This is a genomic window from Kribbella sp. NPDC043289 (assembly GCF_056436705.1).
In genome coordinates, this window is sequence record NZ_JBWKCB010000002.1 from 1,028,502 (window position 1) to 1,052,421 (window position 23,920).

26 protein-coding genes are annotated in these 23,920 nt (G+C 69.1%); 19 read left to right on the forward strand and 7 right to left on the reverse strand.

Going from position 1 to position 23,920, the window contains the following annotated elements; all coding sequences use genetic code 11:
* Positions 1 to 14: 14 nt before the first annotated feature.
* From AC0662_RS16695 to AC0662_RS16720, 6 genes are all read left to right on the forward strand, one after another.
* Positions 15 to 1,571, forward strand: coding sequence for a sugar ABC transporter ATP-binding protein (locus tag AC0662_RS16695; RefSeq protein ID WP_478301493.1), 1,557 nt, complete (start codon positions 15 to 17; stop codon positions 1,569 to 1,571).
* Positions 1,568 to 2,593: an ABC transporter permease gene (locus AC0662_RS16700; protein WP_478301495.1), complete on the forward strand. Its 1,026-nt coding sequence runs from the start codon at positions 1,568 to 1,570 to the stop codon at positions 2,591 to 2,593. Before AC0662_RS16695 ends, AC0662_RS16700 begins: the two co-directional genes overlap by 4 nt.
* Before the next feature lie 13 nt (positions 2,594 to 2,606).
* Positions 2,607 to 3,611, forward strand: a complete 1,005-nt coding sequence (locus tag AC0662_RS16705; RefSeq protein ID WP_478301497.1) for a substrate-binding domain-containing protein — start codon at positions 2,607 to 2,609, stop codon at positions 3,609 to 3,611.
* An 85-nt stretch (positions 3,612 to 3,696) separates the two neighbouring features.
* Positions 3,697 to 5,124: an NAD-dependent malic enzyme gene (locus tag AC0662_RS16710; protein ID WP_478301499.1), complete on the forward strand. Its 1,428-nt coding sequence runs from the start codon at positions 3,697 to 3,699 to the stop codon at positions 5,122 to 5,124.
* Entirely contained in the window at positions 5,121 to 5,513 is a 393-nt protein-coding gene (locus tag AC0662_RS16715; protein WP_452194955.1) for a VanZ family protein, read from the forward strand. The genes AC0662_RS16710 and AC0662_RS16715 overlap by 4 nt, the downstream gene beginning before the upstream one ends.
* A 7-nt stretch (positions 5,514 to 5,520) precedes the next feature.
* The gene (locus AC0662_RS16720) at positions 5,521 to 6,078 is read left to right on the forward strand and encodes a YqgE/AlgH family protein (RefSeq protein ID WP_452194957.1); all 558 of its coding nucleotides are present in this window, start codon (positions 5,521 to 5,523) and stop codon (positions 6,076 to 6,078) included.
* Between the two features lie 95 nt (positions 6,079 to 6,173).
* Here the strand turns inward: AC0662_RS16720 and AC0662_RS16725 are convergent, their stop codons facing one another.
* The gene (locus tag AC0662_RS16725) at positions 6,174 to 6,446 is read right to left on the reverse strand and encodes a DUF3039 domain-containing protein (RefSeq protein ID WP_452194959.1); all 273 of its coding nucleotides are present in this window, start codon (positions 6,444 to 6,446) and stop codon (positions 6,174 to 6,176) included.
* Between the two features lie 120 nt (positions 6,447 to 6,566).
* Between AC0662_RS16725 and AC0662_RS16730 the strand changes: the two genes are divergently transcribed.
* Together AC0662_RS16730 and AC0662_RS16735 are read left to right on the forward strand one after the other, a co-directional pair.
* Complete coding sequence (locus tag AC0662_RS16730) at positions 6,567 to 7,139, forward strand: Uma2 family endonuclease (protein ID WP_452194960.1); 573 nt, start codon at positions 6,567 to 6,569, stop codon at positions 7,137 to 7,139.
* A gap of 59 nt (positions 7,140 to 7,198) precedes the next feature.
* A complete protein-coding gene (locus tag AC0662_RS16735) occupies positions 7,199 to 8,989 on the forward strand; it encodes a DEAD/DEAH box helicase (protein ID WP_452194962.1) in 1,791 nt (596 codons plus the stop codon).
* Positions 8,990 to 9,165: 176 nt separating this feature from the next.
* On the opposite strand, the gene AC0662_RS16740 is transcribed toward AC0662_RS16735, so the two are convergent.
* Entirely contained in the window at positions 9,166 to 9,945 is a 780-nt protein-coding gene (locus AC0662_RS16740) for a glycoside hydrolase family 16 protein (protein WP_478301502.1), read from the reverse strand.
* Between the two features lie 47 nt (positions 9,946 to 9,992).
* The gene (locus tag AC0662_RS16745; protein ID WP_478301504.1) at positions 9,993 to 10,835 is read right to left on the reverse strand and encodes a helix-turn-helix transcriptional regulator; all 843 of its coding nucleotides are present in this window, start codon (positions 10,833 to 10,835) and stop codon (positions 9,993 to 9,995) included.
* A 102-nt stretch (positions 10,836 to 10,937) separates the two neighbouring features.
* On the opposite strand from AC0662_RS16745, the gene AC0662_RS16750 reads away from it, so the two are divergent.
* Positions 10,938 to 11,666 carry an SDR family oxidoreductase gene (locus AC0662_RS16750; RefSeq protein ID WP_478301506.1) on the forward strand — a complete coding sequence of 243 codons (729 nt, stop codon included), beginning with the start codon at positions 10,938 to 10,940 and terminating at the stop codon, positions 11,664 to 11,666.
* A 112-nt stretch (positions 11,667 to 11,778) separates the two neighbouring features.
* On the opposite strand, the gene AC0662_RS16755 is transcribed toward AC0662_RS16750, so the two are convergent.
* Together AC0662_RS16755 and AC0662_RS16760 are read right to left on the reverse strand one after the other, a co-directional pair.
* Complete coding sequence (locus tag AC0662_RS16755) at positions 11,779 to 12,327, reverse strand: NUDIX hydrolase family protein (RefSeq protein ID WP_452194969.1); 549 nt, start codon at positions 12,325 to 12,327, stop codon at positions 11,779 to 11,781.
* A gap of 112 nt (positions 12,328 to 12,439) precedes the next feature.
* On the reverse strand, positions 12,440 to 13,120 hold the full coding sequence (locus AC0662_RS16760; protein WP_478301508.1) for an AraC family transcriptional regulator: 681 nt from the start codon (positions 13,118 to 13,120) through the stop codon (positions 12,440 to 12,442).
* A gap of 89 nt (positions 13,121 to 13,209) precedes the next feature.
* Here AC0662_RS16760 and AC0662_RS16765 point away from each other — a divergent pair, with 89 nt between their 5' ends.
* The gene (locus tag AC0662_RS16765) at positions 13,210 to 13,971 is read left to right on the forward strand and encodes a phytanoyl-CoA dioxygenase family protein (RefSeq protein ID WP_478301510.1); all 762 of its coding nucleotides are present in this window, start codon (positions 13,210 to 13,212) and stop codon (positions 13,969 to 13,971) included.
* 29 nt (positions 13,972 to 14,000) lie between these two features.
* Positions 14,001 to 15,233 (forward strand): MFS transporter, encoded by a 1,233-nt coding sequence (locus tag AC0662_RS16770; RefSeq protein ID WP_478301512.1) that lies wholly within the window; start codon positions 14,001 to 14,003, stop codon positions 15,231 to 15,233.
* Here the strand turns inward: AC0662_RS16770 and AC0662_RS16775 are convergent.
* On the reverse strand, positions 15,230 to 15,979 hold the full coding sequence (locus AC0662_RS16775; protein WP_478301514.1) for a hypothetical protein: 750 nt from the start codon (positions 15,977 to 15,979) through the stop codon (positions 15,230 to 15,232). The genes AC0662_RS16770 and AC0662_RS16775 overlap by 4 nt on opposite strands.
* Positions 15,980 to 16,034: 55 nt before the next feature.
* On the opposite strand from AC0662_RS16775, the gene AC0662_RS16780 reads away from it, so the two are divergent.
* A complete protein-coding gene (locus AC0662_RS16780) occupies positions 16,035 to 16,679 on the forward strand; it encodes a helix-turn-helix domain-containing protein (RefSeq protein ID WP_184835865.1) in 645 nt (214 codons plus the stop codon).
* A gap of 114 nt (positions 16,680 to 16,793) precedes the next feature.
* On the opposite strand, the gene AC0662_RS16785 is transcribed toward AC0662_RS16780, so the two are convergent.
* On the reverse strand, positions 16,794 to 17,297 hold the full coding sequence (locus AC0662_RS16785; RefSeq protein WP_452194978.1) for an Lrp/AsnC family transcriptional regulator: 504 nt from the start codon (positions 17,295 to 17,297) through the stop codon (positions 16,794 to 16,796).
* A gap of 118 nt (positions 17,298 to 17,415) precedes the next feature.
* Between AC0662_RS16785 and hppD the strand changes: the two genes are divergently transcribed.
* The 7 genes from hppD to AC0662_RS16820 all read left to right on the forward strand — a co-directional run bounded on the left by hppD (position 17,416) and on the right by AC0662_RS16820 (position 23,893).
* Entirely contained in the window at positions 17,416 to 18,618 is a 1,203-nt protein-coding gene (gene hppD, locus AC0662_RS16790) for a 4-hydroxyphenylpyruvate dioxygenase (protein WP_452194980.1), read from the forward strand.
* A 184-nt stretch (positions 18,619 to 18,802) separates the two neighbouring features.
* On the forward strand, positions 18,803 to 19,279 hold the full coding sequence (locus tag AC0662_RS16795) for a hypothetical protein (protein WP_452194982.1): 477 nt from the start codon (positions 18,803 to 18,805) through the stop codon (positions 19,277 to 19,279).
* 58 nt (positions 19,280 to 19,337) lie between these two features.
* Positions 19,338 to 20,714, forward strand: coding sequence for an FAD-binding oxidoreductase (locus AC0662_RS16800; protein ID WP_478301517.1), 1,377 nt, complete (start codon positions 19,338 to 19,340; stop codon positions 20,712 to 20,714).
* Positions 20,715 to 20,849: 135 nt separating this feature from the next.
* Positions 20,850 to 21,449, forward strand: a complete 600-nt coding sequence (locus tag AC0662_RS16805; protein ID WP_478301519.1) for a hypothetical protein — start codon at positions 20,850 to 20,852, stop codon at positions 21,447 to 21,449.
* A gap of 48 nt (positions 21,450 to 21,497) precedes the next feature.
* Positions 21,498 to 22,163 carry a two-component system response regulator CseB gene (cseB, locus tag AC0662_RS16810; RefSeq protein ID WP_478301521.1) on the forward strand — a complete coding sequence of 222 codons (666 nt, stop codon included), beginning with the start codon at positions 21,498 to 21,500 and terminating at the stop codon, positions 22,161 to 22,163.
* Positions 22,164 to 23,408, forward strand: a complete 1,245-nt coding sequence (locus AC0662_RS16815; RefSeq protein ID WP_478301523.1) for a HAMP domain-containing sensor histidine kinase — start codon at positions 22,164 to 22,166, stop codon at positions 23,406 to 23,408. It begins immediately after the preceding gene.
* A gap of 71 nt (positions 23,409 to 23,479) precedes the next feature.
* Positions 23,480 to 23,893: a hypothetical protein gene (locus tag AC0662_RS16820; RefSeq protein WP_478301525.1), complete on the forward strand. Its 414-nt coding sequence runs from the start codon at positions 23,480 to 23,482 to the stop codon at positions 23,891 to 23,893.
* Positions 23,894 to 23,920: the final 27 nt, after the last annotated feature.

Sequence of the window (23,920 nt, forward strand, 5' to 3'; positions counted from 1 at the left end):
AGCGCGGAGGCCGCATGACCGAAGCACCTGCCCTGGTCCGGATGGTCGGGATCGGGAAGCGGTACGGCGGCGTTCAGGCGTGTCACGAGGTGGATCTGACACTCGGCGCCGGTGAGGTGCATGCGCTGCTCGGGGAGAACGGCGCCGGCAAGAGCACGCTGATGAAGATCCTCTCCGGCGACGTCACCGAGTTCGACGGCGCCATCGAGATCAACGGCGCCCCGGTCCGGTTCAACGGGCCGACCGACGCGCAGGCGGCGGGGATCGCGATGATCCACCAGGAGCTCGACCTGGTCCCGGCGCTGTCCGTCGCGGACAACATCTTCCTCGGCCGCGAACTCCGCAGCCCGCTGCGCACCGTCGATCGCCGCCGGATGGAACGCGCCGCCCGCGAACTGCTCGACCGCGGTGGCGTCAGCCTCGACCCGCGCCGCCCGGTCGGTGAGCTGCGGGTCGGCGAGCAGCAGCTGGTCACGATCGCGAAGGCGATCTCGCTCGACGCCCGGGTGCTGATCATGGACGAGCCGACCTCCGCGCTCACCACGACCGAGGTCGAGCGGCTCTTCGACGTGATCCGCGAGCTACGCCGCGAAGGGGTCGGCATCGTCTACATCTCGCATCGGATGGAGGAGATCGCCCAGGTCGCCGACCGAGCGACCGTGCTCCGCAACGGCCGGATCGTCACCAGCTTCGACCCGCGTGAACTCAGCACGGCGGAGGTCGTCGAGGCGATGGTCGGCCGCCCGGTGCAGACGATGTTCACCACTCCGGACACCGCCACCGGCGACGAGTTGCTGCGCGTGGAGAACCTGGCTCTGAAACCCCGTCGCCCGCGCCCCGGCCGCCGCGACCCGGACGGGATCTCGCTCACCGTCCGCTCCGGCGAGATCGTCGGACTGGCCGGCCTGCTCGGCGCCGGCCGCACCGAACTCCTCGAGACCCTGTACGGCGTCGCTCCCGGCGGCACCCGAACCGGGCAGATCCTTCTGCAAGGCAAACCGATCCGCCCGCGCGGCCCGCGTCAGGCGCTTGCCCAGGGCATCGGTTTCGTCCCGGAGGACCGGCGCGCGTCCGGCCTGGTGCTGTTCCACTCGATCCTCGCCAACACGGTCGTTTCGAGTCTCCCGGCGTACGGGCGGCTCGGGGTGATCGCGCGGCGGATGGAGCGGGCCGCGTCGGTGAAGATGGCGGATCGTCTGCGGCTGAAGTTCGGGCGTCTGCAGGACCAGGTCGGCACGTTGTCCGGTGGTAACCAGCAGAAGGTCGTGTTCGGCCGGATGCTGCTCACCGAGCCCCGGTTGCTGCTGCTCGACGAACCGACCCGCGGTGTGGACGTCGGTGCGAAGGCCGAGATCTACCGCCTGCTCGGCGAGCTCGCCGCGCAAGGTCTCGGCGTACTGCTGGCGTCGTCCGAACTCCCCGAACTGGTCGGTGTCTGCGACCGCGTCGTCGTACTGCGGGACGGGCGCGACGTGGCGTCGTTCAGTACGGCGGACTCGGGCGAAGGGGATCTGCTGGCGGCGGCGATGGGCCAGGGAGCAGTGTTCGACGAGGTCGGAGGAGTGCAGTGACCGACGTACAGGACAAGACCGTCGAGGCGGCGCCGCGGGAGCAGCGCAGCGTCGCGGCGACGTTGTTCCGGTTCCAGAGCGTGTTCGGGCTGATCGCGGTGTTCATCGCGGCGATCGTCTTCTCGCCGCGCAAGAACGGCGAGATCCTCTTCATCAGCGCGGACAACCTCGCCAACGTGGTCCGGGCGGTGTCCGAGATCGGGATCATCGCGGTCGGGATGACGTTCGTGATCCTGATCGGCGGGATCGACCTCTCGGTCGGCGCGGTCCTCGGGCTCGCGGCGGTCGGGTCGGCCGTGCTGATGGTCGAGAACAACTGGGGCTTCCTGCCCTCGGTCGTCCTGGTCCTCGTGATCGGTCTGCTCTTCGGTGCGCTGCAAGGCGTCGCGACCGCGATGATCGGCATCCAGTCCTTCATCGTGACGCTCGCGGGACTACAGATAGCCAGAGGTCTCGCTCGGATCTGGTCCGGTGGCCAGGGCGTCGCGATCGCGTACGGCGACGGGCCGAACGAGGCACCGTCGTCGTTCGCACTGCTCGGCGAACGCACCTTCGGCGGCCTGGTCCCGATCCCGGTACTGATCTTCGCGGTGGTCGCGATCGCCGCGATCGTGTTCCTCCGGGTCAGCGCGTTCTCCCGCCATCTGTACGCCGTCGGCGGTAATGAGAAGGCCGCGCGACTGTCCGGCGTACCGGTGGTGCGGGTGAAGATCGCAGTGTTCGCGATCTGCGGGCTGCTCGCGTCGCTGGCCGGCATCGTGCACGCCGTCCAGCTGAACCAGGGCAGCCCGAACGACGGCCTCGGTTACGAGTTGGACGCGATCGCCGCGGTGGTGATCGGCGGCACCAGCCTGGCGGGTGGCCGCGGTTCGGTCGCCGGGACTGTGGCGGGCGCGCTGCTGCTCGGCGTACTGAACAACATCCTCGCCCTGAACAACATCGACTCCAACATCCAGCTCCTGATCAAGGGACTGGTGATCGTTGCCGCCGCCGCGCTGCAGCGACTCCGCCCCACCTCGTAAGGAAGGTTCCGTCATGCGTTCTCTGAGAGTTCCCCTGGCCGCAGCAGCCGTCGCCGCACTGGTGCTCGCCGGCTGTGGGACCACCAACGAGCGGACCGCGGGCTCCTCGCCCGGCGCCTCCAAGTCCTGCAAGGGGGCCGACGGCAAGTACACGATCGGGATGAGCCAGGCGAACGTCGCCGAGCCGTACCGGCAGCGGATGGACGACGACATCAAGGCGGCGGCCAAGGACGTGCCGCAGTTCGACGTGAAGTTCGCCGACGCGGCGCAGGACAACGCCAAGCAGGTCGCCGACGTCGAGAACTACATCACCCAGCAGATCGACCTGCTGATCATCAGCCCGAACGAGGCCAAGCCGCTGACCGCGGTGGTGAAGAAGGCCTACGACAAGGGCATCCCGGTGATCGTGCTGGACCGGAAGGTCGAGGGCGACGCGTACACCGGGTTCATCGGCGGCGACAACGTGCAGATCGGTCGCGAGGCCGGGAAGTACATCGCCGAGAAGCTGCTCCCGCAGGGTGGCAACGTGGTGGAGCTCAAGGGGCTGGCCGGCGCGACGCCGCAGGCCGAGCGGCACGAGGGCTTCGTCGAGGGCATCAAGGGCAACCCGAAGGTCAAGGTGATCGCGAGCGCGAGCGGTGACTGGCTGCGGGAGAAGGGCCAGTCGCAGATGGACGCGCTGCTGAAGGCGAACCCGAAGATCGACGTCGTGTACTCGCACAACGACCCGATGGCCGAGGGCGCGTACCTGGCCGCGAAGGCGGTCGGCCGCGAGAAGGACATGAAGTTCACCGGGATCGACGCGCTGCCGATCCCGTCCGGTGGCATCAAGGCGGTCGAACAGGGCCGGCTGTCCGCGACCTTCACCTACCCGACGAACGGCAAGGAAGCCATCGCGGCGGCCAAGAAGATCCTGGTCGACTGCGGGACCATCGAGAAGACCCAGACCCTCCCGACCCGGCTGATCGACCCCTCCAACGCCGCCAAGATCTACGCTGAGGAGAACCCGACCAACTGACGGTCTACGCCGTACCTGCACCTCTGTCGTGCACTTTACGTACGTAACCTCCAGGGCTTACCAGTGACATGAGAGGATCACCCGCGTGACTGCCTTGCCGAGTGTTTCGTACTCCATCACCGTTCGCCTCGAGGTGCCTGCGGGTGGCTCGACGGTGAGCAAGCTGACGACCGCGGTCGAGCAGGCCGGCGGCCTGGTCACCGCGCTCGACGTGACCGCCTCCGGGCACGAGCGGCTCCGGATCGACGTCACCTGCGCCGCGGCCGACACCGAGCACGCCGGCCGCCTGGTCGAGGCGATGCGCGCCGTCCCCGGCGTCGAGATCGGCCGGGTCTCGGACCGGACCTTCCTGATGCACCTCGGCGGCAAGATCTCGATGGAGGCCAAGCACCCGATCCGCAACCGTGACGACCTGTCGATGATCTACACGCCAGGTGTCGCGCGGGTCTGCCTGGCGATCGCGGCCAACCCCGACGACGCCCGTCGGCTGACCATCAAGCGCAACAGCGTCGCGGTGGTCACCGACGGTTCGGCCGTACTCGGGCTCGGCAACATCGGCCCGAAGGCCGCGCTGCCCGTGATGGAGGGCAAGGCGGCACTGTTCAAGCGGTTCGCCGGGATCGACGCGTGGCCGCTGTGCCTGGACACCCAGGACCCCGAGGCGATCATCCAGGTGGTCAAGGCGATCGCGCCCGGGTTCGCCGGGATCAACCTGGAGGACATCTCCGCGCCGCGCTGCTTCGAGATCGAGGCCCGGCTGCGCGAGGAACTCGACATCCCGGTCTTCCACGACGACCAGCACGGTACGGCGGTCGTGGTGCTGGCGGCGCTGTTCAACGCGCTCCGGGTGGTCAGCAAGGACATCACGAACGTCCGGGTGGTGCTCTCCGGCGCCGGCGCGGCCGGTACGGCGATCCTCAAGCTGCTGCTCGCGGCCGGGGTCAAGGACACCTGCGTCGCCGACATCGACGGTGTCATCCACACCGAGCGCGCCGGGCTGTCGCCGGAGCTGCGCTGGATTGCGGAGAACACCAACGCCGCGAAGTACAGCGGCGACCTGAAGGGCGCGGTCGCCGGGGCGGACGTGTTCATCGGCGTCTCCGCGCCGAACATCCTGACCGGTGCCGACATCGCGACGATGAACGACGACGCGATCGTGTTCGCGCTCGCCAACCCGACCCCCGAGGTGGACCCGGCCGAGGCCGGCGAGCACGCCGCCGTGGTTGCGACCGGCCGTAGCGACTACCCGAACCAGATCAACAACGTGCTGGTCTTCCCGGGCGTGTTCCGCGGCCTGCTCGACGCGCAGTCGTCGAAGGTGTCGATCGAGATGGAGCTGGCCGCCGCCCGCGCCCTGGCCGGTGTCGTGACCGACGAGGAGCTGAACGCGGCGTACATCGTGCCGAGCGTCTTCCACCCCGAGGTGCACACGATGGTGGCGCACGCCGTCCGCGACGCAGCCGGCGGCAAGGTTCCGGCGCACGAGAGCTACCCGGACGACTCGCCGGCGTGACCGTGTCCGTGGCGGGGGAGACGAAGTCGAGCCGGCGGACCGTCTGGCTCTGGCGGATCGCGTTCGTCGCGGCGGTCGCGCTGCAGCTGTACGGCGTCTACGCACCGCGCGAGGCGGGTCCGCACGTCGGGATCCCGCAGATCGACAAGGTCGCGCACCTTTTCCTGTTCGCGGCCGTGGCGTTCACCGGGCTGAAGGTCGGCGTACCCGCGCGCTGGTTGCTCGGGGCCCTCGCCGCGAACGCGGTCGTCAGCGAACTCGTCCAGCACTGGCTGCTTCCGCAGCGCGACGGCGACCCGTTCGACGCGCTCGCGGATCTCGCCGGGGTCGCGCTGGGTGCCTGGCTAGCCTCGAGATTGTTCGGCCGCGCGAACCGTCGTACGCCATGATGGGGGTATGACGGTCTCGACCCTGACCGGTTCGCTGCTGGTGGCGACCCCGTTGCTCGACGAGCCGCCCTTCCGCCGGTCGGTGATCCTGCTGCTGGACCACGACGACGACGGTGCACTCGGGGTGGTGATCAACCGCGCCGCGGACCTGTCCGTGGACCGCGTCCTCCCCGACTGGTCGTCGGCGGTCGACGAGCCCGGCGTCCTGTTCATGGGTGGCCCGGTCGGCACCGACAGCGCCCTCGCCGTCGCCGAGGTGATCGAAACCACCGACCCACCCGGCTGGCGCGGCTGCTTCGGCCGGATCGGTCTCGTCGACCTCGACGTACCGCCGGAACTGCTCGAGGGCGCCATCTCCCGGATGCGGATCTTCGCCGGGTACGCCGGCTGGTCCAGCGGCCAACTCGAGGGCGAGATCGCCGAAGGCGCCTGGTACGTCGTCGAGTCGGAACCCGAAGACGTCTTCGGCCACACCCCCGAAACCCTCTGGCGCCGAGTCCTCCGCCGCCAAACCGACCAGATGGCCTACGTAGCCACCTACCCCGACGACCCCACCCAGAACTAACCCCCACCCCCAAGTGGTGACTGTGTGTGGCACAGGAAAGTCGCCGCTGCGCGCAGGTGAGCGTGCGGCGGCGACCCTCTGCTGTGTGCGGTGGGTTACTCCTCGCCGCCGTCGTTGCCTTCGTCGCCGGGGTTGAGGGAGTCCCAGATCTCCTTGCACTCGGGGCAGACCGGGAAACGCTGCGGGTCGCGGCTCGGGACCCAGACCTTGCCGCAGAGGGCGACGACGGGCGTGCCCATCACCATCGCCTCGGTCAGCTTGTCCTTGGGCACGTAGTGCGAGAACCGTTCGTGGTCCCCGTCGTCCAGTGACGGCTTGGTGCGCTCGTCGACGACCGTCTCCGCGCCCGGGCTCAGCTGAGTACTCATGCCCCGAGTGTAGGCCGCGTCACCAGCCGATCCGGAACTTTTCCACAGCGGGAAGATTCGCGGGGCAACCCGGGGCAGATCACGGCATGTTCTCTGGCGTGACCGACCAAAGGAGGCAGTATGAGTCTCGTGGAACCCATTCCCGACCCGCCGGACGTCCTGACCCGAGTGGCCGCGCCGATGACCAGGGCCGATCTGGATCGGATGCCCGATGACGGGTACCGGCACGAGCTCATCGACGGGGCGCTCCTCGTGACACCGAGCCCGTCCTTCAACCACCAGGATGTGGCCGTCAACCTGTTGATCCAGCTGAGGCAGGCGTGCCCGCCGGAGCTCTACGTCATGGCGGCGCCGTTCGACATGGTGCTGGCGGACGACACGGTGATGATCCCGGACCTCCTGGTCGCCCGCCGTGACGCATTCACGAAGCGCGACCTGCCCGGGCCGCCGCTGCTCGCGGTCGAAGTGTTGTCGCCGAGCACGCGGCGCTTCGACGCGATGGTCAAGTTCTCGCGGCTCGAGGCGGCGGGGTGTCCGGCGTACTGGGTGGTGGATCCCGACACGCCGAGTCTGATCGCGTGGGAGTTACGGGACGGCGCATATACGCAGGTCGCGAAGGCTACCGGGGAGGAATCGGTGCGGCTGACGAGCCCGTTCGACGTGACGGTGGTGCCGGCGGATCTGATCTCGTAACAGATCTCGGGTAACCTTCCTGCCCGGCTCACTGTCGACTTTCGGGGGAGTAGCTGTCTGTGGATTCGCATGTGCCGGCCGGCCCCGGCGTGCTCCCTCCGGCGTACCCGGATCGCGCCGCCTGGGGAACCGCGAACAAACTGCGAGCCTGGCAGGCGGAGGCGCTCCAGCTCTATCTCGACAGCAACCCGCGGGACTTCCTCGCGGTGGCGACGCCGGGAGCGGGCAAGACGACCTTCGCGCTGACCGTGGCCGCCGAGCTGCTGCACCGGCGGCAGATCGAGCGGATCACCGTGGTGACCCCGACCGAGCACCTCAAGGTCCAGTGGGCCGAGGCCGCCGACCGGGCCGGGATCGCGATCGACCCGTCGTTCGCCGGGCGGCGCGGGAAGACCAACAAGGACTTCCAGGGCGTCGCGGTGACGTACGCCGGGATCGCGGTGAACCCGCTGGCGTTCCGGGTCCGGACCGAGCGGTTCAAGACCCTGGTGATCCTCGACGAGGTGCACCACGGCGGTGACGCGCTCAGCTGGGGCGACGGCGTCCGCGAGGCCTTCGAACCCGCGGCCCGCCGGCTCTGCCTGACCGGTACGCCGTTCCGCAGCGACGACAACCCGATCCCGTTCGTCACGTACGAGACGGGTCACGACGGCGTCGCCCGGAGCAAGGCGGACTACACCTACGGGTACGGGCACGCCCTGCGCGACCACGTCGTCCGCCCGGTGATCTTCATGTCGTACTCCGGCGAGATGCGCTGGCGCACGAAGGCCGGTGACGAGGTCGCCGCGCGGCTCGGCGAACCGCTGACCAAGGACCTGACCGCGCAGGCGCTGCGCACCGCGCTGGACCCGGCCGGTGAGTGGATGGGTGCCGTGCTCGCGGCCGCCGACAAGCGGCTGACCGAGGTACGGCGGCACATGCCCGACGCCGGCGCACTGGTGATCTCGGGTGACCAGAACACGGCCCGTGCGTACGCGAAGACGCTCCGGGAGATCACCGGCGAGTCGCCGACCGTCGTGCTGTCCGACGAGAAGGCGGCGAGCAAGAAGATCGCGAAGTTCTCCGAGGACGAGTCCCGGTGGATGGTCGCCGTACGGATGGTGTCCGAGGGTGTCGACGTACCGCGGCTGGCTGTTGGCGTGTACGCGACGCCGACGTCGACGCCGCTGTTCTTCGCGCAGGCGGTCGGCCGGTTCGTGCGGGCCCGGAAGCGGGGTGAGACGGCGTCGGTGTTCGTGCCGTCGGTGACCCGGCTGCTCGGGTTCGCGGCCGAGATGGAGGTCGAGCGGGACCACGTCCTCGGGCGGAAGAACAACAACGAGGACGGCGACATCTTCGCCCTCGAGGACGACCTGCTGAAGCAGGCGAACCAGGCCGAGGGCGCCAGCGACGAGCTCGAGGGGAACTTCGAGGCGCTCGGGTCGGACGCGAGCTTCGACCGCGTGGTGTTCGACGGCGGCGACTACGGGACCGGTGGCGACAACGCGTCGGACGAGGAACTCGACTTCCTCGGGCTGCCCGGATTGCTGGAGCCGGACCAGGTGCGGGAGCTGCTGCACAAACGGCAGCAGAAGTCACTCGCGGCGCAGAAGAAGTCCAGGCCGGCGGCGGCCGAGCGGGAGGACCCGACCCCGACGGAGCTGGCGACGCACGAGCAGATCGCCCTGCTCCGCCGCGAGCTCAACGGCCTGGTCGCCGCGTGGCACCACCGCACCGGTCAGCCCCATGGCGTGATCCACAACGATCTGCGCCGCAAACTCGGCGGTCCCGCCGCAGCCCACGCGTCCTCCATCCAGCTGAAGGAACGCATCGAACTGATCCGCGACTGGGCCACCCAACGCCGCGCCTGACCACCCGCCGGCCGCAGCGTCGACGGAACCCACTGACAACACCTAATGGGGACTGTGAACAAGCAATTGCTTGTTCACAGTCCCCATTGCTTGTCGCAGGCTCCCGGAGCTGCGCCCCGAGGTGATCCCCGAGGCCCAGCACCTCCTCACGAGGTCGAGGTGCTGGGCCTCAGCTTTTACGGGCGGTAGACGTGGACGTAGTCGATCTGCATCGACCCGGAGGTGACCGTCGGCGGGATCTTGCCGTACACGAACAGGTCGAGGATCAGCGCGTCACTGCTGCCGGCGGTGTAGGCGCCCTGGCGGCAGATCTCCTTGCCGTCGAGGTACCAGACCGTCTGGTCCGGTCCGAGCTGCTGCGCGATCGTGTGCCAGTCCGAGGTGAGGTCGGTCGGCGACTGGTACGTGCAGCCGCCGCCGGGGGACTGGTGGTTGGTCAGGTACAGCGCCTTGTGGTTGTCGCTGTAGAACTCGTAGGTGTCCTGCTCGTTGGAACCGTTGCCGTTCCAGGTCCACGTGGACGGCCAGAACCCCTTGTCCGCCGGGAGCTTCAGCCGGGTCTCGACGTAGTCGCCGGTCTTCACGGCGAACGGCTTCGACGGCTCGTGCCCGCACGCCTGACCGGTCGTGATCAGCGCGCCGGACCAGTCGTACCCGCTCGCCGGATTGTTCTTCTTCGCGGTCATCGTCAGCTTCCCGTCGCGCACCGACAGTGCGTCCCAGGTGTGCCACTCGAGCTGCTGGTTGCCCTTGTTGCCGAGGCACTGGTCGGCTTCCGCGTTCGAGTGGATGGCCCACTTCGTGCGGTCGATCGCCGTCCTGTTGAACTCGTCGGCGAACACGAGCGTGCCCGGCCCGGCCGGCACCGTAGGCTCAGTGCGCTGGTCGGCCACGGCAGCGGCCGCGGGGATGACCAACAGCCCGAGAACCACCGGAATCGTAAGTAACTTACGCATCAAGCAGATCCTTCCGTCGGAATCCAACGGGTCAAACAGTCGCTTGATCAGGCTGGGCTTGTCAACTTCTGAATTCCGATCACTTCCAGCAGCCGGAGCGCCTGGTCGGACGGCGACCCCGGCTCGGCCGTGTAGAGCACCACCCGCTGGTCGCGTTCCGGTACGACGAGCACCTCGCAGATCACGTCGATCCGCCCGACCTGCGGATGGAAGATCGTCTGGCACAACGACTGCTGCCGCCCCACTTCGTGCCGCGCCCAGATCTCCGCGAACTCCGCACTCCCGTCCTGCAGGTCGCGCACCAACCGGGCGAGCTCCGGATCATCCGGGTACGTGCTGGTCGCCGCCCGCAGATCGGCTGCCGCCTCGCGGGCGAACTCCCGCGTCGCGTCCGCACCGAAGAGCTCCGTCTGCCGATCCGTCAGGAACCGCAACCGCAGCAGGTTCCGCTCCCGCGCCGGCATCGCGGAGAAGTCCGTGATCAGCGCCGCCGCCAACGGGTTCCACGCGAGTACGTCGTACTTCGCATCGAGCACCAGACCCGGTACGTCGAGTCGCGCGAGCATCCGCAGTACGCCGGAGCGCACGTCCGCGGGTGGACCGGGCGGGGGACCAGGCTGCTCGCCGGCCAACCGGAACAGGTGGGCGCGCTCGTCGTCGGACAACCGCAGCGCGCGGGCGAGCCCGGTCAGCACCGGCCGCGACGGGCGTGGGCCGCGACCCTGCTCGAGGCGCGTGTAGTAGTCCGTCGACATCGTCGCGAGGCTCGCCACCTCTTCGCGACGGAGGCCCGGCGTACGGCGTCGGAGTCCCGCGGGGAGGCCTACGTCGGACGGTTGCAACGCGGACCGTCGTACCCGGAGGAACTCCGCCAGCCCGTCGCGATCCACGCGTCCCAGGATCGCAGGCCGGGTGCGGCGTATCCAGGGACGGCCGGTCCCAGGCTCGGCTCGCTCTGCCTCGGACGGACGATCCGCTCGAAGGTTGACCGCATGAACACGCAGAAGATCGCGCTCGTCACGGGCGCCAACAAAGGCATCGGCCGGGAGATCGCGCGACAGTTGGGCGAGCGCGGGTTCACCGTGCTGGTGGGCTCGCGGGACCTCGAGCGCGGCGCGACCGTCGTACGGGAACTGGTTGCCGAGGGCCTCGAAGCGGTCGGGATCCAGGTGGAGGTGACCGACGAGGAGTCGGTGCGTGCGGCGGCCGAGTGGGTCGCGGCGGAGTACGGGCGGCTCGACGTACTGATCAACAACGCGGCGATCATCCCGGCGGGCGACGACGCCGCCTCGCGGATCGGGGCCGGCGTACTGCGGTCCGCGTTCGAGACGAACGTGGTGGGTCTGGTGGGTGTGACGCAGGCGTTCCTGCCGCTGCTGGAGAAGGCCGGGGAGGCGCGGATCGTCAACCTGTCGACGTCGCTGGCGTCGTTCGAGCAGGTCGGGGATCCGGAATCGCGGATGTCGACCGTGCTCACGCTCGGCTACAACTCGTCGAAGGCGGCGGTCAACATGGTCACGGTGATGCTCGCCAACGAGCTGCGCGGCAGCGGCATCCTGGTCAACGCCGCCGACCCCGGCAACTGCGCCACCGACATGGGCGGCTGGACCGCGCAGCGCACCCCCGCCCAGGGAGCGACGGTCGCGGTCGGGCTCGCGACGCTGGACGCCGACGGCCCGACCGGCCATGTGTACGCCGAAGCGGGCCGCCTCCCCTGGTGACGCGCACGGGTGCTGACGCGCCAGGCGGGACGCGCGGGTGCGGACGCGCGCGGGTGCCCGTGGGGGTGGTGACGCGCGGGTGGTGACGCGCGCGGGGTTACGCGCGGGATGGTCAGACGATGGCGCCGGACCAGGCGAGGGCCTGTTTGAGGAGCTGGCCGCGGCCGCCCTCGAGGTCGTTCAGCAGGCTCGGCGCCAGGGCTTCCTCGGGGGTCAGCCAGGTCAGTTCGAGGGCGTCCTGGCGCGGGTTGCACTCGCCGGTCACGGGGACGACGTACACCAGCGCGACCGCGTGCTGGCGGGGGTCGTGCAGCGGGGTCATGCCCGGGAACGGGAAGTACTCCGCGACCGTGACCGGGACCAGCGTGGCGGGCAGCCGCGGGAACGCGGCCGGGCCGAGGTCCTTCTCGATGTTGCGCTGCAGCGCGTCGCGGATCGACTCGTTGTGCTGGACGCGACCGGACACCAGCGTGCGGGTGATCTCGCCGGTCGCGTTGGAGGTCCGGAGCAGGACCCCGATGTGCTCGATCTGGCCGGACGTGTCGACCCGGACCGGGACCGCTTCGACGTACAGGATCGGCACCCGCGTGCGGGTCTCGGCGAGCGCGAACTCGGAGAGCCAGCCGGGGTTCGGGTCAGGCGTGCGCAGCGACGACGTCATGGGGACATCTTTGCTTACCCCCTGAAACCGCGAAGCTACCGGGATAGGCACAGGTGGTGAACGCTCGGCGCGAACCACGGAGCGACCGGGAGAGGCACGACCGGTGAACGCTCTAAGCGGATGGGGGAGGGGTGGGACGGAAGGCGGCTCGGTACGCGGTGGGGCTGAGGCCGAAGGTGGTGCGGAAGCGGCGGGTGGCGTGGCTCGGGTCGTGCCAGCCGACCAGGGCGCCGATGGTCGCGACCGGGAGCTCGGTCTCGATCAGCAGGCCGGCGGCGCGCTCGGCGCGGATCCGGTTCAGGTAGGCCATCGGTGAGATCCCGGCCGTCCGCCCGAACAGCCGGACCAGATACCCCGGCGCGAGGTTGACGGTCGCGGCGAGCCGTTCGAGCGTCCACGTCTCGGCGATCCCGGCCTCGAGCGACCGCATCGCGTGTTCGACCACCGGATGCGACGCCCCGCCCGGCACCAGCGCACCGGACATCAGACCGAAAATGTCGGGACCGAGGTACGCGTTCCGCACCACCAGCCCGTCGCAATCGGTGTACCCGTGCCACTCACCCGGCCGCAGCACAACGACCGAATCCGCGCCCAGCTCGACCTCGCCGCTCGCCGACACATGCGTACCGCGACCCGCCACCACGACCGCGATCTCGAAGAACGCGTGGCTGTGCGGCGCGACGTCGGCGAACAGTTCGATCCGCTCGCCCGCGACCGGCAGCCGCGGGTCCGGGAAGACCTCGTGGCTCAGCACGTTGTGCATCCGCACCTCCAGGAGGTCAAGAACGGTCAAGTCCTGGTCAATCCCTGCCTGTCCCCGGCGCTGCCCATCCGAGAACCTGGAAACACCTTCCAGGCCAACGGAATCCGAGGAGTACGCCGATGACCACCACCGAGCCTACGGCACCTGTGACCGTCGACGAGGAGACCATTTCCGCCTACCACCGCGACGGCGTGGTGCGGATCAAGAACATCATCAGCCGCGACGAGGCGGCCCGGTTCGCGGCCGCCGCGACCGAGTGGACCGCGAACGCCGACGACCTGTCCAAGGAGTCGAAGATCTTCAACCAGTACGTCAACGTCTGGCAGCAGAACGACGTGCTGCGGGAGCTCACCCTGGACCCGCGGCTCGCGGCGGTCGCCACCGCGCTGGCCGGCGTACCGCTGCGGATCTGGCACGACCAGTTGCTGATCAAGCCGCCGCACAACGGGGCCGCGACCGAGTTCCACCAGGACGCCCCGTACTGGCCGCACGCCGGGTCGCGGGCGTCGCTGTCGGCCTGGGTCGCGCTCGTCGACGTACCGGTGGAGAAGGGCTGTATGACGTTCATCCCCGGCTCGCAGAACCACCAGAACCTGCGCAGCCAGGACCTGTCCGACCGCGACGACATGTTCCGCGCGGCGCCCGATCTGCGCTGGGAGGAGCGGCTGACGATCCCGCTGCAGGCCGGCGACTGCACCTTCCACAACGCGTATCTCGCGCACTCGGCGACGCCGAACTTCACCGACGACCCGCGGATCGCGCACGTGGCGATCTACTTCGACGCGGAGGCGACGTACACCGGCGCCGGCCATGTCTGCACCGACGGCCTCGAACTGCGGGTGGGCGAGCCCCTCGACCATGAGCTGTTCCCGCGCGTGTGAGCGTTTACAACGTGGCATAAGTTGTCATCGTGCGTCTGCTCACCGATATCCGCCCACTCCGTGAGTCCGCCGATTTCCGGCGGTTGTGGATCGGGTCGACGGTGTCGCAGCTCGGCCAGCAGATGACGGCCGTCACGGTGTCGATCCAGGTCTACGCGTTGACGCACTCGACGTTCTCCGTCGGTCTGGTGGGCCTGTTCTCGCTGGTCCCGCTGATCGTCTTCGGGCTGTACGGCGGGGCGATGGCCGACGCGATCGACCGCCGTACCCTCGCGCTGGTCTCGTCGACCGGGTTGTGGCTGCTCTCCATGGTTCTGGTGCTGCAGTCACACCTCGACTGGGGACAGGTCGGGGTGCTGTACGCCGTCGTGGCCTGTCAGTCGGCGTGTTTCGCGGTGAACAACCCGGCCCGGTCCGCGATCATCCCGCGGTTGATCCGGCCCGAACTGCTGCCGGCCGCGAACACGCTCAGCCAGGCCGCGTTCAACCTGGGCTTCACCGCCGGACCGTTGCTCGGCGCGGCGGTGATCGCCTGGCAGGGTTTCGCGGCGGCGTACCTGGTCGACGTGGTCACCTTCACCGCGGCGCTGTACGCGCTCTTCCGGCTGCCCGCGGTGCCGCCGACCGGAGCGATCCGGCGGGCCGGCCTGCGGTCGGTGCTCGAGGGGTTCGCGTTCCTGCGGGCGGCGCCGGCGCTGCTCGCGACATTCCTCGCGGACATCCTCGCGATGGTGTTCGCGCAGCCGCGGGCGTTGTTCCCGGCGGTCGCGGGCGCGTTCTTCGCGGGCGGTGTGCGGACGGTCGGCGTACTCCAGGCCGCACCGGCGATCGGGGCTCTGATCGGGGTGATCTTCTCCGGCTGGGTGACCCGGGTACGGCGTCAGGGCGTGGCGATCGTGCTGGCGATCACGGCGTACGCGACCGCCGTCGGGCTCTTCGGGCTGTCCCGCACGATCTGGCTCGGGGTGGCGTTGCTCGCGATGTCCGGGGCGGCCGACATGGTCAGCTCGGCGTACCGGAACACCGTGCTGCAGTCCGCGGCACCGGACGCGATGCGCGGCCGGCTGCAGGGCGTGTTCATCGTGGTCGTGGCCGGCGGTCCGCGGCTCGGTGACTTCGTCGCAGGGACGACGGCGTCCCTGACCAGCCCGACCGTCGCGCTGCTCGGCGGCGCCGCGGTCTGCATCACCGGCCTGCTGATCCTGCTGGCCCGCAACCGCCCCTTCCGGGTCTACGACTCGCGAACCCGAGAACTTAGTTAGCCGCCGGTCGCCAGCTTCTTCAGCACGGTGAACCAGGAGTCCAGGTCCGGGTTGATCTCGGTCATCGGCTTGTCGCCGACGGTGACGATCTTGCGGTCACCGAGCGGCTTCTTCAGCTTGATCGGGGTCACCGAGGCGTTGCTGTCCGGCGGGCAGGGCGTGTCGACGTCGACGTACGCGAGGATCTTGTCCTCCTTCTGCTCGACGCGCAGGTCGCTCGAACAGCTCAGCGAGGTGGCGATCAGCAGGTCCGCCTCGTCGTACTTCGGGGCGTTCTGGATCCACTTCAGGTACTTCGGCTTGTTGCCCTTCACGACCTGGTAGTACTGCACCGGCTGCGGGTTCTTCTCCGTGCCGGTACCGTCGCCGTCGCCGAGGAACGTGCCGAAGATCATGTGCACGCACGGGTCCTTCATGTCCGGCCCGTCGATCGCGCCGAACGCCCGCGCGGCCTTGTAGCAGCCGACCGCCTCGCGGTTGAACGAGATGTTGAAGCCGACCAGGATCAGCGCGCCGATCACCATCGCGATGGCGAGCATCCGGCGCGACTTCAGCTGCTGCGGGCCGAGGATGCCGGCCGCCCGGCGGGCCTCCTCGGGGGTCGCGTCGGCGGGCACCGGGGTGCTGCGGAACAGTGCGGTGATCGAGCTCGTCCACTGCGGATTGATGATGGTCGGAACGGCGTAGACCAGGATCAACGCCACGGCCACGAGGACGGCGGGGAGCAGCGACCAATAATTTCGCACGGCAGCAAGATACGGGCCCATCGGTCCGCGCCCGAATAGCGGATACCCTGACAACGTGCCAGCCGAGACCTCGCAGACGCTCGACCGGGGACTCACGGTCCTCGAGTTGCTGGCGGACGCACCGGACGGGCTCTCCATCACCGAGCTCGCCGCGGCGCTGGGAGTCAGTCGGACGGTGGTGTACCGCCTGGTGAACACCCTGGAGCTGCATCGGCTCGTCCGCCGCGACAGTGAAGGCCGGGCCCGCCTCGGTCTCGCCGTACTGCACTACAGCCGGCGCGTGCAGCCCACGCTCCGTGACGCCGCCCTGCCGGTACTGCGCTCACTCGCGGAGGACACCGGTGCGACCGCGCACCTGACCGTCGCGGACGGTGAGGAAGCGCTGGCGATCGCCGTGATCGAGCCGAGCTGGACCGACTTCCACGTCTCGTACCGGATGGGGTCGCGGCACGCGCTCGACCAGGGCGCGGCCGGCAAGGCGATCCTGGCGGGCCGCCGCAAGCCCGACCCGGCCGGCCGGCCGTTCGTGATCACCGCCGGCGAGCTCCAGGCCGGCGCCCAGGGTGTGTCGTCGCCCGTGCTCGGCGTACCGGGTGTCGAAGCTTCGATCGGCGTCGTGGTCCTCGGCAAGCTCGATCGCGATTTCGTCGGCCCCCGCGTGGCCCGCGCCGCCGTCGAGGTCGCCAAACGCCTCGCCTGACGACCGAGCAGCCCCGGGGTCCGGATCTGCAGGCCATCACAATCCGCGTTCGCCGGCTCGCCGCCGCTCAGCGCCGCGCCGAAGTTGCGATTGTGATGGCCTGGGGATCCGGGACTACTGCTTGGTTGCCGCGTTCACCAGCGGTAGGACGCGGTGCGGGATCTGCTCGGCCAGGGCGATCACCGTGGAGGCGCGCTGGATGCCGCGGACGATGACCACCTGGTCGATCACGCGTTGCAGGTCGGCGTTCGAGCGAGCGACGATGCGGCACCAGAGGTCCTCGGCGCCGGTGATCGTGTGCACCTCGAGAACCTCGGGGATCCGGGCGAGCGCTTCGGCGACCGTGGTGTGTCCGGAGCCCTGCTCGATCTGCAGTGTGGCGAACGCGGTCACCGGGTAGCCGATCGCGGTGGTGTCGATGTCGGGACCCCAACCGCGCACCACGCCGTCGCGTTGCAAGCGGTCCAGCCGCGCCTGCACCGTCCCGCGCGCCACCCCGAGCCGCCGGGACGCCTCGAGGACGCCGACCCGCGGTTCGGCGGCGAACAACTCCAGGATCCGCGCATCCAGCGCATCCACCGACACGAGCACCTCCGGGGAGATAGTCAGGCTGACCAAACAGTCCAGCGAAGTCCCCACAATACTGCACAACCTGCGTAGTGAAACAACGAACTGTTGCACAACCTGTCGCCCTCCGACGAGGCTCGGTGCACGTACTTGACCCGGGAGGACCCCGATGACCAGCACCGACCTCACCCCCGCAGAGCTCGACGCCGATCTCGACCTCGACCAGCTGAAGCAGCTCGTCGGACTGGTGCCGTACGACGAGAGCACCGACCCGTTCCCGGTCACCTCGATGGACGCGCTCGTCTTCGTGGTCGGCAACGCCACCCAGACCGCGAAGTACTACCAGCTCGCGTTCGGCATGGACCTGGTCGCGTACGCCGGCCCCGAGACGGGCCTCAAGGAAAGCAAGGCCTACGTCCTGAAGGCCGGCTCAGCGCGCTTCGTCATCACCGGCGGCGTGAGTCCGAAGAGCCCGCTGCACGACCACCACCGCAAGCACGGCGACGGCGTCGCGGACATCGCGCTCGAGGTCCCGGACGTGGACAAGTGCATCGCGCACGCGCGCAGCGTCGGCGCGGTCGTCCTCGAGGAGCCGAACGACGTCTCCGACGAGCACGGCACGATCCGCCGGGCCGCGATCGCGGCGTACGGCGACACCCGGCACACCCTGATCGACCGCAGCCGGTACGACGGTCCGTACCTGCCCGGGTTCGTCACGGCGGCCACCAAGGTGACGCGGCCCGAGGGGCACCCGAAGCGGCTGTTCCAGGCGATCGACCACGTGGTCGGCAACGTCGAACTCGGCAAGATGGACGAGTGGGTTGCCTTCTACAACAAGGTGATGGGCTTCGTGAACATGGCGGAGTTCATCGGTGACGACATCGCCACCGACTACTCGGCGCTGATGAGCAAGGTCGTCGCCAACGGCAACCACCGGGTGAAGTTCCCGCTGAACGAGCCGGCGATCGCGAAGAAGAAGTCGCAGATCGACGAGTTCCTGGAGTTCTACGACGGCGCCGGAGCGCAGCACATCGCACTGGCCACCAACGACATCCTGCGGACGGTCGACATCATGCGGGCCAACGGTGTCGAGTTCCTCAACACTCCGGACTCCTACTACCAGGACCCCGAACTGCGGGCCCGGATCGGCGAGGTGCGGGTGCCGATCGAGGAACTGCAGTCGCGCGGGATCCTGGTCGACCGCGACGAGGACGGGTACCTGCTGCAGATCTTCACGGCACCCCTCGGCGACCGCCCGACGGTGTTCTACGAACTGATCGAGCGGCACGGCTCGCTCGGGTTCGGCAAGGGCAACTTCAAGGCGCTGTTCGAGGCCATCGAGCGCGAACAAGAGCGTCGCGGCAACCTCTGACGGCAGCGGGCCAGGTGCTCCCCGGCGAGGTTAATCGGGTAACCCGGACGCAGAACCTTGCCGGGAGCAACTGCACACGGCGTGTCGCCGTCCGATTACCGGAATGACTGTCGGGGCAAGCTCCGTTCGCGTAGTGTGCCTTCCTGAGTGGGCGTCGGGGCGTGCACTCAGGAAGGGTTTCGTCATGAAGACACTGAGCCTTCTGCTCAGCACCGCGGGCCTGGCTGGGGTGGGCGCGATCGCCCTTTCCGCCCCGCCCGCCGAGGCGGCGACTGCCGCCACCAACTGCTCTGGCGCGACATCCATCGCTTCGGCGCCGATGTTGCGCGACCACAAACCGCCGAGCTGGGGCACGATCCGGCTCGTCCGCGACAACTGCTCGCAGTACTGGGCCGAGATCACCATGGCATCGCCCGTGGTGGCGAACGCGAAGGCCAACGCCTTCCTGGTGCAGTACGGCGGCGGCAACAACGGCCGGGTGGTCAGTTGCGACACCAGCGGCGGCAACGGTTCGGTCGTCGCCGGACAGCGCACCTGCCGGACGCCGAAGATCAAGGCGAGCAGCGGGAGCATCACGTTCGCCGCGATCGGCCGGGAGTACCACAACTACGGCGGCGGCTACGAGGAGATCTCGGAGAACGCCACCAGACGCACCCGCTGACCTGAGACGGCCACCGGAGAAGGGCGCAGTACCGCGCAGTAGACCGTAGGCTCGCTGTATGAGTGAGGTTGTCGACAAGCTGCGTCAGGTACTGCCGCCCGAGGCGCTGGTGACCGATCCGGACCGGATGGAGAGCTACCGGTACGACCGGGCGATGTTCTGCCCGGCCGGCATGCCGCTCGCCGTCGTCCTGGCCCGGGAGACCGCGCACGTCCAGGCGGCGGTGCGGGTGGCGAACGAGACCGGCGTACCGATCGTGCCGCAGGGCGCGCGGTCCGGCCTGTCCGGCGCGGCCAACGCGCTGGACGGCTGCATCGTGGTCTCGCTCGAGAAGATGGATCGGATCCTGGCCGTCGAGCCGGTCGACCGGTACGTCGTCACGCAACCGGGCGTGTACAACGCGGTACTGTCCCGCGCCGTCGCGGAGCACGGGCTGTTCTACCCGCCGGACCCGTCCAGCTGGGAGTTCTGCTCGATCGGCGGCAACCTATCCACGAACTCCGGCGGCCTGTGCTGCGTGAAGTACGGCGTGACCACGGACTACGTGCTCGGCATGGAAGTCGTGCTGGCCGATGGCCGCGTGCTGCGGACCGGCCGGAAGACCGTCAAGGGCGTGGCCGGGTACGACCTGGCCAAGCTGATCGTCGGCAGCGAGGGCACGCTCGGCATCATCACCGAGGCGACCCTGATGCTCCGGCCGCAGACCGCGAAGCCGCGCACGATGGCCGCGCTGTTCGCCTCGGGCGTGGAAGCCGGCAACGCGATCCTCGAGATCATCCGCAGCGGCGTCTCGCTGAGCCTGCTGGAGATCATGGACCGGACCACGATCCGCGCCGTCAACAAGTACAAGCGGATGGACCTGCCCGACGAGGCGGGCGCGATGCTGATCGCGCAGTCCGACGCGGGCGGGGAGGCCGGCGCGGCCGACGTCGCGGCCGTCGCCAAGCTGTGCCGCGACCACGGTGCGCTGGAGTGCATCGAGGCCGAGGACGACGCCGAGGGCGAACTGCTCCTCGAAGGCCGGCGGGCCGCGCTGACCGCGCTCGAGCAGCTCGGTACGACGATGATCGACGACGTCGCCGTACCGCGGTCGCGGCTGGCCGAGTTCATCGGCCGGATCGAGAAGCTGTCGGCCGAGCTCGACATCACCATCGGCGTCCTCGGGCACGCCGGTGACGGCAACATGCACCCGACGGTGGTGTTCGACCAGGCCGACCCGGCGCAGGCCGAGCGCGCGCAGCAGGCGTTCGACCGGGTGATGGAGATCGGGCTGGAGCTCGGCGGCACGATCACCGGCGAGCACGGGGTCGGCGTACTGAAGCGCGCCTGGCTGGCCGAGGAGATCGGGCCGGTCGCGCTCGACGTGCACCGTGCGATCAAGAACGCCCTGGACCCGAAGAACCTGCTGAATCCCGGGAAGATCGTGGCCGGCTGAGACTGTGACGCAACCGCAATACAACTGTCGAGCCCACTCGATGTCCATGCCCGTCGAACGTGACGTCCGGCCGACATCATGGAGGGTAGTTAGCTGAAATCGCGGGGGGACTTGATGCAGGGTAGGAGGCGCCCGATGGGTCAGTGGCGCCGTACTCTGCTGCCTGCTGTCGCGGCTGTGCTCGCGCTGACCGGCCTGTCCGCCTGCGGGAACGGCAGCGGCCTGCGGGTCGAAGGCCCCGAAACGCCGCCGCCGTCGAGTACTGCGCCGAAGCCGGCAGTGGGTACCGGTGGCGCCTCGCCGAAGGCCGAGAAGACCCCGGAAGTGGCCGTCGACCTGTACAAGGTCCGGTCCCGGTTGCTCGCCGATCGGCGCCTGTCGAGCTACTCGCGGACAGTCCTTTCGAATTGCACCGTGATTTCGCGTTGCCTCAGCAGGGGTAAGACCGTTGATGTATTGCACAGCGGTACACCTCAGCAGATCGTCCTGATCCACACCCTGGAGAAGTTCGTCTTCGGTTTCTTCCTGATCGCCGTGGAACCCTCGGGCCCACGACCGATCTGGAGTCTGAACGTCGAGCAGCCGACCGTGAACGCCAGCCCGCAAGGGGACCTGGTGGTCGAGTCGAAGATCTTCGCGATCGACGACCCGGTCTGCTGCCCGTCGGGCCGGCGGGTCGAGGTCTACCGTTGGAACGGTCGACAGATGACCAAGCTGAGCTCGACGGACCAGTAGGGAGACTGAAGTTCGGTGGTACCGGAAGAACCGGCAGCGCGCATTCTCATGGTCGAGGACGACGCGGTGATCCGTGAGGCGACCCAGTTGACCCTCGAGCGGCACGGCTACGACGTGACCACGGCCGAAGACGGCCTGGAGGCGATCGAGCGATTCGAGAAGATCCACCCGGACGTCGTGATGCTCGACATCATGCTCCCCGGGCTGGACGGGATCTCGGTGTGCCGCCGGATCCGCGAGACCAGCACGGTCCCGATCGTGATGGTGTCCGCCCGCGGTGACGCGCTCGACGTCGTCCTCGGCCTGGAGGCCGGCGCGGACGACTACGTGACCAAACCGTTCGACACCCAGGTGCTGGTGGCGCGGCTGCGGGCGGTGATGCGGCGCGCGGTCAACGACCCGGAGCGTCCGGCGCCGGCGGCCGGCTCCGGCGTGGAGTCGTTCGGCGACCTCGAGCTGGACCGCGAGGCGTTGGAGGTACGGCGCGGTGGCGCGACCGTGCAGCTCACGCCGACCGAGCTCAAGCTGCTGATCGAGTTCGCCAACAATCCCGGTGTGGTGCTGAGCCGGTCCACGCTGTTGCAGCGGGTCTGGGACTACGAGTGGGGCGGCGACGGCCGGTTGGTCGACGTCCACCTGCAGCGGCTACGGACCAAGATCGGTGCCGACCGCATCGAAACGGTCCGCGGCTTCGGGTACAAGCTGCGGGCCTAGATGGGGCTCCGGGGCAAGCTCGGTCTCATCTTCCTGCTGGTTTCGGCACTCGCGATCCTCGTACTCTGCGTCGCGGTCTACACCCAGGCCCAGTCGGCCCGGCTGGACCGGACGCGGAGTTTCGCGGACGAGCGGATCCAACTCGCGGCGCAGAGCTACGACACCAACGACGTACCGGTGTTCGGGGCGAAGCTCGACGATCCGGATCTGCCGCCGCAGCTGCGGGACGCCGTGCTCGAGGGCAAGCGGGCCACGTTCAAGACCGGGTCGCCGCACGCCAAGATGTGGGCGGCGGTCGCGGTCAAGGACGGCAAGATCCTCTCGATCGAGCAGGACTACCAGACGGGCGACGACTCGATGAAGGCGCTCCAGCAGGCCTTGCTGTTGGGCGGCATCGGCACGGTCGCGCTGGTCGGCCTGGTCAGCGTGATCCTGGCTGGCAGCCTGTCCAAGCGGATCGTCGCCGTCGCCGGTACGGCCCGCCGGATCGCGGCCGGCGACCTTGACGCGTCCGCGTCCGAGGCCGTCGGCAAGGGCAAGGACGAGGTGCAGTCACTCGCGGCCGCCCTGGACACGATGGCCAGCTCGTTGCGCGGTCAACTCGAAGCCGAACGCCGCTTCACCGCGGACGTCGCCCACGACCTCCGGACGCCGGTCACCGGGCTGACCACCGCGGCCGAGCTGCTGCCGCCCGGGCGACCGAGTGAGCTGGTCCGCGACCGCGCCAAGGTACTGCGCCGGCTCGTCGAGGATCTCCTGGAGATCGCCAGGTTCGACTCGGGGGTCGAGCAGGCGGATCTGGAACTGGTCGGGCTCGGTGCGTTCGTCGGCTCGGCGGTCGGTCGCCTGCGGATGCAACAAGCGCTCGCTCCGGACGACGTCATCGTGCACCAGCTCGGTCCGGACGAGACGGTGTCGACCGACTCGCGGCGGATCGAGCGCATCCTGGCCAACCTGATCGTCAACGGTCTGCGGCACGGCAAGCCGCCGGTCGAGGTGACGGTCTGTGGCCGGACGATCGAGGTTGTTGACCAAGGCAACGGTTACCCGGAGGAGCTGATTGCCGAGGGCCCGCGCCGGTTCCGGTCCGGGATGGCCGAGCGCGGCGTCGGCCACGGCCTCGGTCTCACTATCGCGGCCGGTCACGCCAAGGTGCTGGGCGCCGAGCTGACGTTCGGCGAGGCGCCCGGTGGTGGTGCACTGGCTCGTCTCGTATTGCCGGCCGGGCCTGAGACGGAGTCGTAACACAACCTTTCCAGCCGCCGTCGCGTCTTCCTCTCCGTAACACCAACAAAAACGAGGGGAAACCAATCATCATGCGTACTCAGTTCGTTCGCCGTACCGCTGCCACGTTCGCCGGTGTCGCGCTGGCCGCCGCCGGTCTCGGTGTCGCCGGTGCTCTGCAGGCCAACGCCGCCACCACGCAGCAGGCCGCGGTCTCGACGCCGGCCGCCGCGAAGTCGATCACGATCAAGTCGAGCGCGACCACCGCGAAGGCGTGGGCGAAGGTCTCCTTCACCGGCAAGACGTCCGGGATCGCGGCGAACACCGTCGTGCAGGTGCAGCGGCTGCAGAGCGGCAAGTGGGTGAACTTCCCGGCCACCACCAAGGTGACCAGCCGCGCGACGTACTCGGTGTGGGTGCAGAGCGGCCGGGTCGGCGTGAACAAGTTCCGCGTCGTCGCGGCGAACACCGCGTCCGCGCCGGTCTCGGTGACCATCACCAAGTAGTCCGGCGCCGGCCACGTGCCGGGGGTG

What these genes read in the sequence shown, in the direction of transcription:
- AC0662_RS16815 (WP_478301523.1), top strand. Translation starts at nt 22,164, where the DNA reads ATGGGGCTCCGGGGCAAGCTCGGTCTCATCTTCCTGCTGGTTTCGGCA.
- AC0662_RS16705 (WP_478301497.1), top strand. Translation starts at nt 2,607, where the DNA reads ATGCGTTCTCTGAGAGTTCCCCTGGCCGCAGCAGCCGTCGCCGCACTG.
- AC0662_RS16740 (WP_478301502.1), bottom strand. Translation starts at nt 9,945, where the DNA reads ATGCGTAAGTTACTTACGATTCCGGTGGTTCTCGGGCTGTTGGTCATC.
- cseB (WP_478301521.1), top strand. Translation starts at nt 21,498, where the DNA reads ATGGTCGAGGACGACGCGGTGATCCGTGAGGCGACCCAGTTGACCCTC.
- AC0662_RS16725 (WP_452194959.1), bottom strand. Translation starts at nt 6,446, where the DNA reads ATGAGTACTCAGCTGAGCCCGGGCGCGGAGACGGTCGTCGACGAGCGC.
- AC0662_RS16730 (WP_452194960.1), top strand. Translation starts at nt 6,567, where the DNA reads ATGAGTCTCGTGGAACCCATTCCCGACCCGCCGGACGTCCTGACCCGA.
- AC0662_RS16755 (WP_452194969.1), bottom strand. Translation starts at nt 12,327, where the DNA reads ATGACGTCGTCGCTGCGCACGCCTGACCCGAACCCCGGCTGGCTCTCC.
- AC0662_RS16800 (WP_478301517.1), top strand. Translation starts at nt 19,338, where the DNA reads ATGAGTGAGGTTGTCGACAAGCTGCGTCAGGTACTGCCGCCCGAGGCG.
- AC0662_RS16820 (WP_478301525.1), top strand. Translation starts at nt 23,480, where the DNA reads ATGCGTACTCAGTTCGTTCGCCGTACCGCTGCCACGTTCGCCGGTGTC.
- AC0662_RS16805 (WP_478301519.1), top strand. Translation starts at nt 20,850, where the DNA reads ATGGGTCAGTGGCGCCGTACTCTGCTGCCTGCTGTCGCGGCTGTGCTC.
- AC0662_RS16795 (WP_452194982.1), top strand. Translation starts at nt 18,803, where the DNA reads ATGAAGACACTGAGCCTTCTGCTCAGCACCGCGGGCCTGGCTGGGGTG.
- AC0662_RS16695 (WP_478301493.1), top strand. Translation starts at nt 15, where the DNA reads ATGACCGAAGCACCTGCCCTGGTCCGGATGGTCGGGATCGGGAAGCGG.
- AC0662_RS16765 (WP_478301510.1), top strand. Translation starts at nt 13,210, where the DNA reads ATGACCACCACCGAGCCTACGGCACCTGTGACCGTCGACGAGGAGACC.
- AC0662_RS16750 (WP_478301506.1), top strand. Translation starts at nt 10,938, where the DNA reads ATGAACACGCAGAAGATCGCGCTCGTCACGGGCGCCAACAAAGGCATC.
- hppD (WP_452194980.1), top strand. Translation starts at nt 17,416, where the DNA reads ATGACCAGCACCGACCTCACCCCCGCAGAGCTCGACGCCGATCTCGAC.
- AC0662_RS16720 (WP_452194957.1), top strand. Translation starts at nt 5,521, where the DNA reads ATGACGGTCTCGACCCTGACCGGTTCGCTGCTGGTGGCGACCCCGTTG.